The organism is Paraburkholderia sp. 2C (assembly GCF_054589215.1).
The window spans coordinates 652816-665768 of record NZ_BAAILL010000032.1; the positions used below are offsets into that span (position 1 = coordinate 652816).

General features: G+C 61.7%; 13 protein-coding genes and 1 pseudogene. 6 read left to right on the forward strand and 8 right to left on the reverse strand.

Translation table 11 applies throughout. From position 1 onward, the window contains the following. Window positions 1-558, forward strand: a pseudogene (locus tag ACYPXD_RS11165) (glycoside hydrolase family 19 protein); the annotation flags it as partial. Between the two features lie 235 nt (window positions 559-793). After that, the gene (locus ACYPXD_RS11170; protein WP_459710813.1) at window positions 794-1561 is read left to right on the forward strand and encodes a hypothetical protein; all 768 of its coding nucleotides are present in this window, start codon (window positions 794-796) and stop codon (window positions 1559-1561) included. Between the two features lie 171 nt (window positions 1562-1732). On the opposite strand, the gene ACYPXD_RS11175 is transcribed toward ACYPXD_RS11170, so the two are convergent. The 5 genes from ACYPXD_RS11175 to ACYPXD_RS11195 all read right to left on the reverse strand — a co-directional run bounded on the left by ACYPXD_RS11175 (window position 1733) and on the right by ACYPXD_RS11195 (window position 6940). After that, entirely contained in the window at window positions 1733-2605 is an 873-nt protein-coding gene (locus ACYPXD_RS11175) for a phosphoribulokinase (RefSeq protein WP_459710815.1), read from the reverse strand. A 70-nt stretch (window positions 2606-2675) separates the two neighbouring features. Beyond that, window positions 2676-3824, reverse strand: coding sequence for a class 1 fructose-bisphosphatase (locus tag ACYPXD_RS11180; protein WP_459710818.1), 1149 nt, complete (start codon window positions 3822-3824; stop codon window positions 2676-2678). 10 nt (window positions 3825-3834) lie between these two features. After that, the gene (cbbX, locus tag ACYPXD_RS11185) at window positions 3835-4863 is read right to left on the reverse strand and encodes a CbbX protein (protein ID WP_459710820.1); all 1029 of its coding nucleotides are present in this window, start codon (window positions 4861-4863) and stop codon (window positions 3835-3837) included. 58 nt (window positions 4864-4921) lie between these two features. After that, a complete protein-coding gene (locus ACYPXD_RS11190; protein WP_459710822.1) occupies window positions 4922-5368 on the reverse strand; it encodes a ribulose bisphosphate carboxylase small subunit in 447 nt (148 codons plus the stop codon). Between the two features lie 81 nt (window positions 5369-5449). Beyond that, entirely contained in the window at window positions 5450-6940 is a 1491-nt protein-coding gene (locus tag ACYPXD_RS11195; RefSeq protein WP_459710824.1) for a form I ribulose bisphosphate carboxylase large subunit, read from the reverse strand. A 354-nt stretch (window positions 6941-7294) separates the two neighbouring features. Between ACYPXD_RS11195 and pqqA the strand changes: the two genes are divergently transcribed. From pqqA to ACYPXD_RS11210, 3 genes are all read left to right on the forward strand, one after another. Next, window positions 7295-7369: a pyrroloquinoline quinone precursor peptide PqqA gene (gene pqqA, locus ACYPXD_RS11200; RefSeq protein ID WP_075161304.1), complete on the forward strand. Its 75-nt coding sequence runs from the start codon at window positions 7295-7297 to the stop codon at window positions 7367-7369. 201 nt (window positions 7370-7570) lie between these two features. Continuing rightward, window positions 7571-8188 (forward strand): DUF447 domain-containing protein, encoded by a 618-nt coding sequence (locus tag ACYPXD_RS11205; protein ID WP_459710826.1) that lies wholly within the window; start codon window positions 7571-7573, stop codon window positions 8186-8188. A 114-nt stretch (window positions 8189-8302) separates the two neighbouring features. After that, entirely contained in the window at window positions 8303-9001 is a 699-nt protein-coding gene (locus ACYPXD_RS11210; protein WP_459710828.1) for a (5-formylfuran-3-yl)methyl phosphate synthase, read from the forward strand. A 70-nt stretch (window positions 9002-9071) separates the two neighbouring features. Here the strand turns inward: ACYPXD_RS11210 and ACYPXD_RS11215 are convergent, their stop codons facing one another. The 3 genes from ACYPXD_RS11215 to ACYPXD_RS11225 form a co-directional block, all read right to left on the reverse strand. Beyond that, window positions 9072-9662 carry an amino acid kinase family protein gene (locus ACYPXD_RS11215; protein ID WP_459710830.1) on the reverse strand — a complete coding sequence of 197 codons (591 nt, stop codon included), beginning with the start codon at window positions 9660-9662 and terminating at the stop codon, window positions 9072-9074. Window positions 9663-9762: 100 nt separating this feature from the next. Next, the gene (locus tag ACYPXD_RS11220; protein WP_459710832.1) at window positions 9763-10989 is read right to left on the reverse strand and encodes a hydantoinase/oxoprolinase family protein; all 1227 of its coding nucleotides are present in this window, start codon (window positions 10987-10989) and stop codon (window positions 9763-9765) included. Then, window positions 10986-12086, reverse strand: coding sequence for an ATP-grasp domain-containing protein (locus ACYPXD_RS11225; protein ID WP_459710834.1), 1101 nt, complete (start codon window positions 12084-12086; stop codon window positions 10986-10988). Before ACYPXD_RS11225 ends, ACYPXD_RS11220 begins: the two co-directional genes overlap by 4 nt. Window positions 12087-12099: 13 nt before the next feature. Between ACYPXD_RS11225 and ACYPXD_RS11230 the strand changes: the two genes are divergently transcribed. Next, a complete protein-coding gene (locus ACYPXD_RS11230) occupies window positions 12100-12867 on the forward strand; it encodes a HisA/HisF-related TIM barrel protein (protein WP_459710836.1) in 768 nt (255 codons plus the stop codon). The last annotated feature ends 86 nt before the right edge of the window (window positions 12868-12953 follow it).

Consider the following 12953-nt stretch of genomic DNA (forward strand, 5'->3'; position numbering starts at 1 on the left):
TTCGCAAAGCCCGGCCTGAAGCAGTTGCAATTCGCTTTCCCGTTCCTGCGCAAGGGCCAGGGCAAGTCGGACAAGTCATCGCCCTTCACCGACGAGCATGAGCTTCACCGGCTACTGGCCGGGCGCGAGCCATCCGGTTCGTATCCCGTCAGCAAAAGCGGCATGTGGCACGGCGGCATTCACATCAGCGAGGCTGGCGCGGGCCAGACAATGGACCTCGATGCGGGCTTGCGCGCGCTTGCCGACGGTCACCTGATTGCGTACCGGGCCAACCGCGCCTATCCGGTCAGCGAGTTCGCCGCGCCCGGCGGCACGGTTCGCGCGCCGTACAGCACCGGCTTTGCGCTGCTGCGCCACACGATGGAGTTTCCGCGCGGCGCGACGCTGACGTTCTACAGCCTGTACATGCACCTGATGTCCGACGGGGACTATGCGAATTTCCCGAACCGCGAGAAACCCCCGTACTGGACAAGGCAGTGGCTCATCACCTCCTTTGCCCGGGACAAACCGGTGATCGTCCGGAACGGACAGACGGCGGACCCTCGACCAAAGCATTAATCGACCAGCATACCCAGGTCGAGATATCGGTCGCGCACTGGACAAATTTTTTGCAATTCATTCGTCGGTTTCACGAAACCCCAATGAATGGGGGCAACAGCACGCAAAATATGAATCAGAAATATTAGAAACATATGGACCAAATCGGGAAATGGCGAAAATTAACGGCGTCAGTGTGGCGCCTGCGAGATATTTAGCGCTCGCGGGCAGCCTTTTATAAATATGAGGAAATTCAATGAACATAAATCAATTTGCGACGACACAAATTTTATCTGTGGCATTCTTTTTAAGCGTATCTACGTGCAAAGCCAGCACCGACCGCATTTCTTTCTCAACTGGCGCGACGCTTGTTTTTTCATCATCACTGACGTCTGAAGAGCGGAAAAAGTTCGGAACCGGCTGGAAGACAGCAATATATTCAAATATGAATGGGCAGCAATTCAACCTCTTCCCACTTGAGACATTGACATCCTCAAACGGGATACTGTTTGACGATTCATACCCGCCTCAAATCTCCCCTACCGGCAAGTACGCGGTAATCGACGTCGTAAGGGTAGGCATCCTGCAAGCTGGGCCCTCTGAGAAGGCCGAAGTACAAAGCAGGCAGTACTGCCCGGTGTTGGAGACGACGACGGGGTGCATCGTTAGTAACGAAACCGGCGAACTATGCGGAGGCGTGTGGGACAAGCGGAAGGACCGTTGGATAGTACGGGGACTGGAATACGATACGAATACACCGATGCTTCAATATCAATTTAAAACCGCAAACATCCTGTGGAGTGAATATGCAAGCACCAGAAATAAGCCATTTCATCCTTCGATTCGGAATTTGATTTTTTCAAACCTGGGCATCACCAATTTGATGGCCTGCGACCCCCCAGGAGCAGATAACATAGCATCATACAAAAACATCCAAATTGAACTCGAAAGAGCCGGAGATATCGAAAACTCCCATTATATATTGCAGAAACTTCAAATACCGGGTCCACCGGGCGGCAAGTGACATTCTACGTTCACAATGAGCCGCAACAATCGAATAGGGTTTTACGCCTTTCCATAACGCAGCATCTATCGAAATTCGTGGCTACCTAGCTTCAAGAATAATTTTCCATGCAAACACGCCCAATTCATTCGCAAAGCACCTGATCCTTCGGGTGTTAAGGGATGCGATTTATCAAGCCCGCGCACACCGATCCCTCAACTGCAAAATCATCGGCGTAAAAATGAGCTGCATCGCGAGCCCCATCTTGCCGCCGGGCACCACAATCACATTCGGCCGCGACATGAACGAATCATGGAGCATGGTGAGCAAATACGGGAAGTCGATCCCTTTAGGCCGCGCAAACCGGATCACCACAAAGCTCTCGTCAGGCTGCGGAATCTCGCGCGCGGTAAACGGGTTCGACGTATCCACCGTCGGCACGCGCTGAAAATTGACATGCGTGCGTGAAAACTGCGGACAAATGTAATTCACATAATCGGGCATGCGCCGCAGTATCGTATCGACAATGGCTTCATGCGAATAACCGCGCATGTTCTGATCGCGATGCAGCTTCTGGATCCACTCGAGGTTGATGATCGGCACCACGCCCACCAGCAGATCCGCATGCTGCGCGATATCCACGCTATCCGTCACGGCCCCGCCGTGCAGCCCTTCGTAAAACAGCATATCGGTGCCCGACTCGATATCCTCCCACGGTGTGAACGTACCGGAGGGCAGCTTGAACTTCGCCGCGTCTATTTCGTCGTGCACATAGCGGCGAAATTTTCCCGAGCCCGACTTCCCATAGTTCGCAAATAGTTGCTCGAGTTCTTCAAGCATATTCGCATCGGGCCCGAAATGGCTAAAGTGATGCACGCCGTCCCGCTCGGCCTGCTTCAGCGCGTCACGCATGCCGAGCCGGTCGTAGCGATGAAACGCATCGCCTTCCACGATCTGCGCGTTAATCTTCTCGCGCCTGAAAATATGCTGAAAACTCTTCATGACGGTGGTCGTGCCGGCGCCGCTCGATCCGGTCACCGCGATGATCGGGTGCTTGACTGACATACGCGCTTCTCCCTTTCGCTAATCGGTGTCGATAAACTTCGTCGATACGCGGACTCCGTCAATGCACGCTCTATGCCGGCGCTTCGGGCAAAAACAGCGACCGTTCCCTGAAGAGCGGCGATGAAAACGGCCGGTCGGTGCCGAGATCGTGCTCGCGGTGATAGCGGCCAATGCGCATCACTTCGTTCTTCGAGCCGAGTATCACCGGCACGCACTCGTGCAGGTCGTCAGGTACCACGTCGAGAATGCGCTCGCGCCCGGTGATCGCCGCGCCGCCCGCCTGTTCGATTAGAAAACTCATCGGGTTCGCTTCGTACAGCAAACGCAAACGGCCCTGCGTCGTGCGCACCGAGCGAAAATCGCGCGGATACATAAACACGCCGCCGCGCATCAGAATGCGATGCACCTCGGCCACCATCGCCGCAATCCACCGCATATTGAAGTCGCGCTCGCGGCAGCCGCTCTTGCCATCCTTGCATTCCTGCACATAGCGCCGTATTGGCGGCTCCCAGAAGCGCTCGTTCGATGCATTGATCGCGAACTCGCTCGTATCTTCTGGAATGCGAATGTCCGAATGCGTCAGCACGAAGTTGCCGACGTCACGCTCGAGCGTGAAGCCATGCGTGCCGTTGCCGATCGACAGCACGAGCATTGTCGCGGGGCCGTAAATCGCATAGCCGGCGGCAACCTGCTCGTGGCCCGGCCTTAAGAACGCGCTGCGGTCCGCTGCTTTGGCATTTCCCGCTTTTGCGTTTCCCGCTCTTGCGTTTCCGTTTACCAGCGCCTCGTCCTGCGCAGGCGCATGCAACACCGAAAAAATCGAACCCACGGCGCCGTTGATATCGATGTTCGACGAGCCGTCGAGCGGATCGAACGCAAGCAGATACTCGCCGCGCGGGTAGCCCGGCGGTATCTGGTACACGTGCTCGATCTCCTCGGACACCATGCCCGCGAGCAACCCGTCCCACTCGCAATGCTGCAGAAAGATATCGTTGGTGAGCACGTCGAGCTTCTTCTGCTCTTCGCCGTGCACATTGGCCGAGCGCGCCGATCCATAGTTGCCGTCGAGCGCACCGCGCGTGAGTGTCGCCGCAATCGTCTTGATCGAAGCGGCAACATCGATCAGCAACGCCGACAAACCGCTCGCGCGCCGCGGCGGACATTGCCTGTCGAGCGCGTCGATCAGGAACTTCGAGAGTGTCGTTCGTCCGTCTCGCATCGCGCGCTCCTCAGGAAGCCGTCGGTTTAGCGGCTGCGGTGCTTCCCGTCACCGTTCCCGGTTGCGGGCCAGGCGAGAGCCGGTCGAACACGCGGCTCGCGCGAATATCGCCCGCTGTGATCAGCGTGAGCGCGGCGGGATCGGCCGGTTGTGCGCCGTCGAGCGCGGCAGCAAACAGGCGGTTCGCCTGGCGCAGCCGTGCTCGATCAATCGCATTGCGCACCGAGCGCGCATTCGCGAAGTTCGGCTGCCTGATGCGCCGCTCCAGGTAATCCTCGAACGAGCGGCGCGAATCGCAATCGAAGCGGTAGTGCATCGTGTCGAGCATCCGCTCGGCGATCGCGAGCAGCTCTTCCGGGCCGTAATCGGGGAACGTGATGTGATGCGCGATCCGTGAGCGAAAGCCGGGGTTGCTCTGGAAAAACGTATCCATTCGCGACGCGTAGCCGGCCAGAATCACCACGAGATCGTCGCGCTGGTTTTCCATCGCCTGCAGCAGGATTTCGATCGACTCCTGCCCGTAATCCCGCTCGTTTTCCGGGCGATACAGGTAGTACGCTTCGTCGATAAACAGCACGCCGCCCATGGCCCGCTTCAGTACGTCGCGCGTTTTCGGCGCGGTATGGCCGATGTATTGGCCCACCAGATCGTCGCGCGTCACCGACACCAGATGATTGCGCCGGATATAACCGAGCCGGTGCAGCACGTCGGCCATGCGCATCGCGACCGTCGTCTTGCCGGTGCCGGGGTTGCCGGAAAAACACATATGCAGCGTCGGCGCGCCGGTCGCGATACCGAGCGTGGCACGAGCGCGTTCCACGAGCAATTGCGCGGCGATTTCGCGAATGCGCGTTTTGACCGGCGCGAGGCCGACCAGATCGCGATCGAGTTCGGTCAGCACACCCGCGATGCCCGATTCGCGATACAGCGCGAGCAGGTTCACATGCGGTCCGTCCGGCGGCGTTTCGGCGGGTGCATGCGGTGGATGTTGCGACAACGCCTCGCGGCGAGCCGGTAATTCAAGCGTATCGGCAGTCATGGTCGTCTCCGTTTCGATGGAATCCGGTACGGGGCGCCGTGTGCGCGGCCGGGAGCAATCACCAGCCTCGCGCGGCGTCGGCACGCGCGTCTTTGCGCGTATCGCCTTGCGCATCGCCGACGCGGCGCCTCAACGCATAACGCTGCACACGTCCCTCGTTTTCCTGGCGTTCGAGCGAATAGGTCGCTTCGTCATCGGGCCGGTTCACGATGAACGACAACCGCATCGTTTCGAAACCGCGCACCGAGTCGAACGCATTGACCTTGATGTAATGCTGTGGATGCGCGTCGCGGCACGCCGTCACTTCCTGCATGACACCCGCCGCATCGCGCAGATCGAACATCGGCAGCCCCCACATTTCCCAGTATGTGTTGCGCGGATGCGGATTGTCGGTGTATTCGACCGAACACGCCCAGCCTTGAGCCAGCGCATAGTCGACTTGCAGGCGGATTTCATCGTCGGTCAGATCGGGTAAAAAAGAAAACGTCCCTTGCGTGATACGCATGGCGGTACCCCTTTGTACAGAACGCAGTGATCAGGACGCTGCGCGCTCGTTGCGCGCGCAACGGCCGGCGGTCGGCGAGCCTCAGGCAACGCTCGGCGTCACGGCAAAGTCCGGCGTATCGGTCGATGCATAGTTAAACGTCACATCGCGCCACGTATCGAGCGCCTGCTTGAGCGGCAGGCAATGACGCGCCGCCGCTTCGAGCAAATCCGGCCCTTCATTCGCGAGGTCGCGCCCTTCGTTGCGCGCCTTCACCATCGCTTCGAGCGCCACGCGATTCGCGGTCGCGCCCGCCTGGATGCCGGCTGGATGCCCGATCGTGCCGCCGCCGAACTGCAGAATGGCATCGTCGCCGAAGAGGTCGAGCAACTGGTGCATCTGCCCCGCGTGAATGCCGCCCGACGCGACCGGCATCACTTTGCGCAAGCCGGCCCACGGCTGATCGAAGAAAATGCCGCGCGACAGGTCCACTGGATTGCGCGCTTCGCGCAGCACGTTGTAATAGCCTTGCACCGACAGCGGATCGCCTTCGAGCTTGCCGACCGCGGTGCCCGCATGCGCATGATCGACGCCCGCCATACGCAGCCACTTGGCGATCACGCGAAACGAAATACCGTGATTGCGCTGCCGTGTGTAGGTGCCGTGCCCCGCGCGATGCAAATGCAGAATCATGTCGTTCTTACGCGCCCAGCGCGCCATCGACTGAATCGCGGTCCAGCCGATCACAAGATCGATCATCACGATGCACGAACCGAGTTCCTTGGCAAATTCCGCGCGCTCGTACATGTCCTCCATCGTCGCCGCCGTCACATTCAGGTAATGGCCCTTCACTTCGCCGGTTTCCGCCTGGGCACGATTTACCGCTTCCATCGAAAACAGATACCGGTCGCGCCAGTGCATAAAGGCTTGCGAATTGATGTTTTCGTCATCCTTGAGGAAATCGAGTCCGCCTTTAAGCCCTTCGTAAACGACACGTCCGTAGTTTTTGCCGGACAAACCAAGCTTGGGCTTGACGGTCGCGCCGAGCAACGGACGTCCATATTTGTCGAGACGTTCACGCTCGACGACAATGCCCGTCGCGGGACCATGAAAAGTTTTCAGATACGCGACCGGAATGCGCATGTCTTCAAGCCGCAAAGCCCTCAAGGGCTTGAAGCCGAATACATTGCCGATGATCGACGCCGTCAGGTTGGCCACCGAACCTTCTTCGAAAAGGTCCAGCTCGTAGGCGATATACGCGAAGTATTGCGGCTCGCGATTGCCGGCCGAGCCCGGCACCGGCTCGACGCGATACGCCTTGGCGCGGTACATGTCGCACGCGGTAAGACGATCGGTCCAGACCACGGTCCATGTTGCCGTCGACGATTCGCCGGCCACCGCCGCCGCCGCTTCCTCGGGCTCGACGCCGGGTTGCGGTGTGATGCGGAACAGCGCGATCACGTCCGTCTCTTTCGGCTCGTAATCGGGCTGCCAATAACCCATCTCGCGATACTTGAGCACGCCTGCGTCGTAGCGCGAGCGCCGTGTCGGTGTATCGGCGGGTGCGATCGCTGCCTGGCTGAAATCGTTCATCGGTGTCCTCCTGTCGTTGGCTTGCTGCGAGCTTGCTGCCATGGAGGTCAATGTAGGCGCGACGCGCGTCGAAGTGAATTCACGATTTTCTTGCGCGGCCTTAAGTCATGCGTTAAGACAGGTGACGACGCAACCAAATGCGCTCACAATCAGTGACGCGGCGGGTGCAACACTTTGCTGCGATATCGCGACAGTAAGACGTGTAAGCACAAACCCTGGATGGTTTGTAGTTGACTCGCACACAATCTATGCTTTGTGGCACGTACCTTGCGTCGTGACATGGGTCGACGCGATTGGCGCCTCATGGAAGCGCTGGTCGCCAAGGCAATCGTCTTTTTTCAAGGAGGGAAGACTATGCAGTGGACAACCCCAAGCTACACGGACATGCGTTTTGGCTTCGAAGTCACGATGTACATCGCGACCCGCTAAAACGCCGAACGCGCGGGGCTTCCTTCGGGCGGCCCCGCACTTTCCGCTTCCGCTGGCTCGTTGCCTGTTCGTTGCTTATTCGTGACGTGTTCGGTGCATATTCGTATTACCGCCGCACACGCGTTTCACCCCATTTTTCCAGCGTTTTTCCACTAGCAGACCGCCGGTGTATCGCGCGTCGCATAACCCGCCCTGTTCGCCATGATTCACGAGACGATCATCACGACCGCGGCACGCGACGGCACACCTCACATTGCGCCGATGGGCGTGCGCTTCGAACACGGCCTCGCGATTCTCGCGCCGTTCCGACCGTCGACGACGCTCGACAACATCGTCGCCACGCAATCGGCGGTAATCAATTTCACGACTGACGTCAGGGTGTTTGCGGGCTGCGTGACCGGCACGCAACGCGACTGGCCGACCGTTCGCGCAAGTCAGGTGCCGTCCGTACGGCTTGCGCAATCGCTCGCGCATACCGAGCTCGCGCTGGCGGAAACACTCGACGACGCACAGCGACCGACGCTGAAAATGCGCTGCGTGCGCACGGAAACGCATGCTCCGTTCGGCGGTTTCAATCGTGCGCAGGCGGCCGTGGTGGAAGGCGCGATTCTTGTAAGCCGTCTCTTTATGCTGCCGGCCGACAAGATCGATCGCGAAATCGCCTATTTGCAGATTGCGATCGACAAGACCGCCGGCCCGGACGAGCAGACCGCGTGGTCGTGGATTCTCTCGGCAATCGACCGGTATCGCGCACACGCCGCAGCGAAAACCGGCGGTGCACCCGATGATGCACCGCACACCATGCACGAAACACGTTAAGGCACTCGCTCGATACTGCGGTGCGGCACGGCGAATGCGGCACTGCGCCATGGATCGAACGAGCGCAATCGCTTCATTCATGAACACTCACCACGCAACGTTTCGGAGACCTCGATGACTGCATTACTAGCGAGCGTCCGCTCAGCCGACGAAGCTTTCGATGCCGCGCACGCGGGCGCGGAGCTGATTGATCTGAAGGAACCCCACGGCGGCGCGCTTGGCCGCGTCGCGACCTATAAAATCGCCCGCATCACGCGCGAACTGCGCGCACGCTACCCGGTCAAGCCGATCAGCGCGACGATCGGCGATATGCCCGCCGACGCGTTCGACGAAATCGCGGCGCGTGTCATCGAGATTGGCGACGCGGGCGTCGACTATGTGAAAGTCGGCATCAATGCGGGTCCGCATGCGCGTGCGTGTCTCACGCATCTTGCGGGACTGCCGGCGCCTGTGTTGCCGGTACTGCTGTGCGATGACGGCATCGATCCGCAGCTCGTCGAACATGCGGTGAACCTCGGCTTCGCCGGCGTGATATTCGACACCGCTGTGAAAGACGGCCGCACGCTATTCGACTGCGTCGACGAGGCGACGCTTGCAGCGTGCATCGATACGATTCATGCGAAGGGGGCGATGGTCGGGCTCGCGGGCTCGCTCGGCTGGGCACAGCTGGACAAGATTCGCGCACACGCGCCCGATGTCGCGGGTTTTCGTACCGCCCTATGTGAAAGTGGGCGCACGACACGACTCGATCCGCAGCGGGTCGCGCAATGGGCGGATGCGTTGCATCGGCATCCGCAGGCTCAGTACGCGTGATGTTTGTCGATAACGGACAGCGGCGGGCTTCGGGCTCGCCGTTAGCCGGTGGTAAACCCTGATCCCGGGACTAAGCCGCCGGCGAATTCAATAACCGTTCGCGCATCAACCCGACATCCCCCTTATTGAACAGCTCGACCACATAATTCGCGTCGTTCACATAGTCGACAAACCGCGCATCGAGCACCCCCTGCGACGCCAGCACTTCGAGCGAACGCCCCGAATCGACATCGCATGACTTCACCACCATCAACCGCTCCGCGTTGAGCGACGTCGACAACCACGCCGCGAGGCTATCCGAAGTCGTGTCCCAGTTCGACATCGCATTGGGCGTCGCCGTGAGCAGCCCGATCGGCATCCACACCGCGACCTTCCCGTTGCGCAGCGCGCGGCGAATCATATCCTCGTTGGTCGCGAGCACAAGTTCGGGCAGTACGCCCTGCATCAGCAGCGCGTATTGCGTCATCGCAAGCAGGCACATGTTGTGCGCCGCCAGATCGCCGAACCGCCACTCCTTCTGATAGTCGCGGACCCGGTCGGCGAAATCGCCGCCACCCGGCACGATCACGATACGCCCACCGCCGACTTCCCAAAGCTGCGTGAGCCAATCGCGCAGCGACGGGTCGTGACTCAGGCTGCCCCCGATTTTCACCACCCACATGTCTTTCCCTCGCTCTGTTCCGACTTTCACCGGCATCCGCGCTAGCCGTCCGCGGCCGGATGGTTACGGCATGTGTCGCTTGTGTCGTTCGACTGTCCCGCTAAGCGGCGCGCGCAGGTTCGGCGCGAGCCGCATGCTTTGAATCACGCTCACGCTGTGTCTCGTCCATCGCCATCAACAACGCGACTGCGACGCTCGGCGCGCAGGTGGCAATCCATTCGTTCGGTTCGTGCGAAGGCGTGTGCGCGTCGGCATTCAGATCCACATCGGCATCCGCACCGGTGTTCACGTCCGCATCCGCTTGCACGGTCGAAGTTTTCGGCCTGCCCACGAGCTCGCTGAAATCCACGTATGCACGCGCCGTTTCGCACGCAAGCGCCACCACCAGGAATCGCCCGCATCCCGCGCCGACCAGCGGCGCGTCCGCCAACGCCGGATGCGCCGCGCACACTTGCGCAAGGCCTTCGCCGATCGCACGCAGCTGCTCGATCCGCCACGTCCGCGCAAATGCACGCCATTCATCGACGCTCGCATCGGCCGCATCGCGACCGATCATCCGCGCAAGCCGCGCACAGCTCGCATCGACGGTTTTCGGGCCGTTGTCGGCGCTTGCATGCTGATCGTGCGGCGGCCATAGCTCGCCGCTCAAGCGGTAGATATCCGCGCTCGTCGCAAACCACTCGTTCATCACGCCCGTCATCTCGCCGCGAAACGCAATGCGGTGCGCAATGCCGCACAGCGGCGTGCGCACGACACCTTGATAAACGAGTTCGCCGGTTACAAGCCGCGTCGCGTCGTTCGTCCCGCGCGCCGCTACGCACGCGTCGACGATCGGCACGATATCGGTAGTCGTACTGCCGATATCGACCAGCAACGCGTTCGGCACTTGCGTGGCGACCCACTGTGAAGTGGCAAGCCAGTTCGCCGATGCGACTGCGCGCCACCGTTCGACCGCATCGGCAGCACGGAGCCAGTCGTGTTTGCCCGCAAAAAACCGTGTGTTTTCACCCAAACGCGCGGCAAGCGTCTGCACCAGCACCAGCACGCCGTGCTCACGGTCCGCGAACAGATCGACCATTTCGCCCGTCATCGTCACCGCGTGACGCGCGCGCGGCGCGCGAGCAGCGGGCCAACGCGCGAATACGTCGTCGATCACGCGTTCGAGATGCACAAGCCCCTGCCACAGCGGACACGCCCACTGCGCGACCTCGACGTGCGTCCCCGCGGCATCGGCAAGCGACACTTTCACATGCGCGCCGCCGACATCCCAGCCGAACACGGTACGCGGCGTATCCACGCTGCCATCGCGATCGCACGAGCCGCTCATGGCGCCGTCCTGCCGATGAAAAGCGGCGCGGAGCCGGCCGCGTCGCGTTGCGGCTGCAGCGCGGAAGCGGCACGCACGCCATGCGCGGCAAACACATCGGCCGCGAGATTGCGCCCGAGCCGCGCGGACAAGCCGACATACGCCATCGTCACGCGCGGATTCACTTCGATAACGATCGGCCCGCGATCCGGGTGCCAAACGACGTCGATCCCGACAAACCCGCGCAACCCCGGCACCAGGGCCGCGGTCTTCTGCGCGAGCGTTTCGAGCATGCGCCCTTCGGGACTATGCCGATCGATCCGATCGATATCGACGCCGTCGAACGCGACGACGCGCCCCGTATGCCCTGCGGACGCCGTATCGGCCACGCCGATTCGCTGCCGGTTGATGCTGATCAACCGCGCGCCCGCCGCGCCGCAGATCAGCGACAGGCTCAGCGCTTCGCCGTCCACCCACTCCTGCAGGACCGAACGATGCCCATTGGCGACGCGCGCGCAATAGGCATCGCACGCTTCGGCGAGGTTGTCGTAGCGCCAGGTATCGAGCCCGCCCGCGCCGTCGTCGGGCTTGACGACCCATGAAGCGGCCGCACCGCTCGCGTCTGCACGCGCGGCTAAAGCATCCACATCGAGCGCGCCCGGATCGAGCGCCGGCGTGGACGCGATCCCGTTCGCCGCGAGCAAGGCAGCCGTCGCACGCTTGCTCGACGCGATACTGATCGCCTCCGTGGTGCAGCCAAGCCAGCGGCTCGCACCCACGGCGTCCGCAAGCTTCAGCATCAACCCATCGCATTCCGGGGCCACGATCCACGCATAGTCGTGCGCACGCGCCGCACGCGCGACAAAATCCATCATCGGCTCGCCGGGTGCCGCGCAATAATGCGGCAGCGCGCTGCGCGACGCCGCGGCCGCCTCGAAGCGCGAACTCGCGAAGCTCACTTCGACGTTGTCGAGTGCGCGTGCATCCTGCACGATTGCATCGCGCATCGCGCGGCCTTCGACGATCAGCGCGCTGAGGTCGGCAAGACCGCTTTCGCCGGCAAGATCGGGGTCGATGCCGCCGCCGGTGAGATACTCGTAGACAAACAGTCTGATCAAGGGACACGCTCCGATGCGGGTAATACCGGTTCTCGATCTGCTCGACGGACAGGCGGTGCGCGCAGTGCGCGGCGACCGCGCGAACTACCGCCCTGTCCAGTCGTCCCTGTGCGCGACGAGCGAACCGCTCGCTGTCGCGCGTGCCCTGCTCGCCGCGAGCGGCGCCGACACGCTGTACGTCGCCGACCTCGGCGCGATCGTCGCGCAGCGCGCCGATACGTCGACGCTTGCCGCGCTGTGCGAAGGCCTCGACCCGCCAGGCGCGTCCGCTTCGACCGGCCGCCGGATCCAGATCTGGCTCGACGCCGGCTTCGCCGACCACGCCTCGATGCACGCCCACCTGATGCGCATCGGCGCGCCACGCGGTAACGCGCCCGGCGCGATCGTCCCCGTGTTTGGCTCAGAGACGCTTCGTACACCTGACGCGCTGCGCGAAGCGGAACACGCCGGCTACGAACCGATCCTGTCGCTCGACCGCCGCGCGGGCCGCCTGCTTCATCCATCAGGCACCACGACCTCGCTGCACGACACGCCTGCCTTATGGCCCGCGCGCGTAATCGTCATGACGCTCGATCGCGTCGGCGCCTACGAAGGTCCCGACCTCGACACGTTCCACGCCCTGCGCGAGCGCGCGGGCCGCGCATGCACACTGATCGGCGCCGGCGGCATTCGCGATCGCAACGATCTCGATGCCGCCGCGCAAAGCGGCGCTCACGCATGGCTCGTCGGCTCGGCGCTGCACGACGGCAAGCTCGCCGCGCCGCCGCGCGCTGTCAGGTGAATCGCAAACACAATATCCATGCCAAGCGGTTGCGCGCGCATGGGCCGCAATCCAATCGCAAGGAACGCACAGCGCGGCTCGCGCGG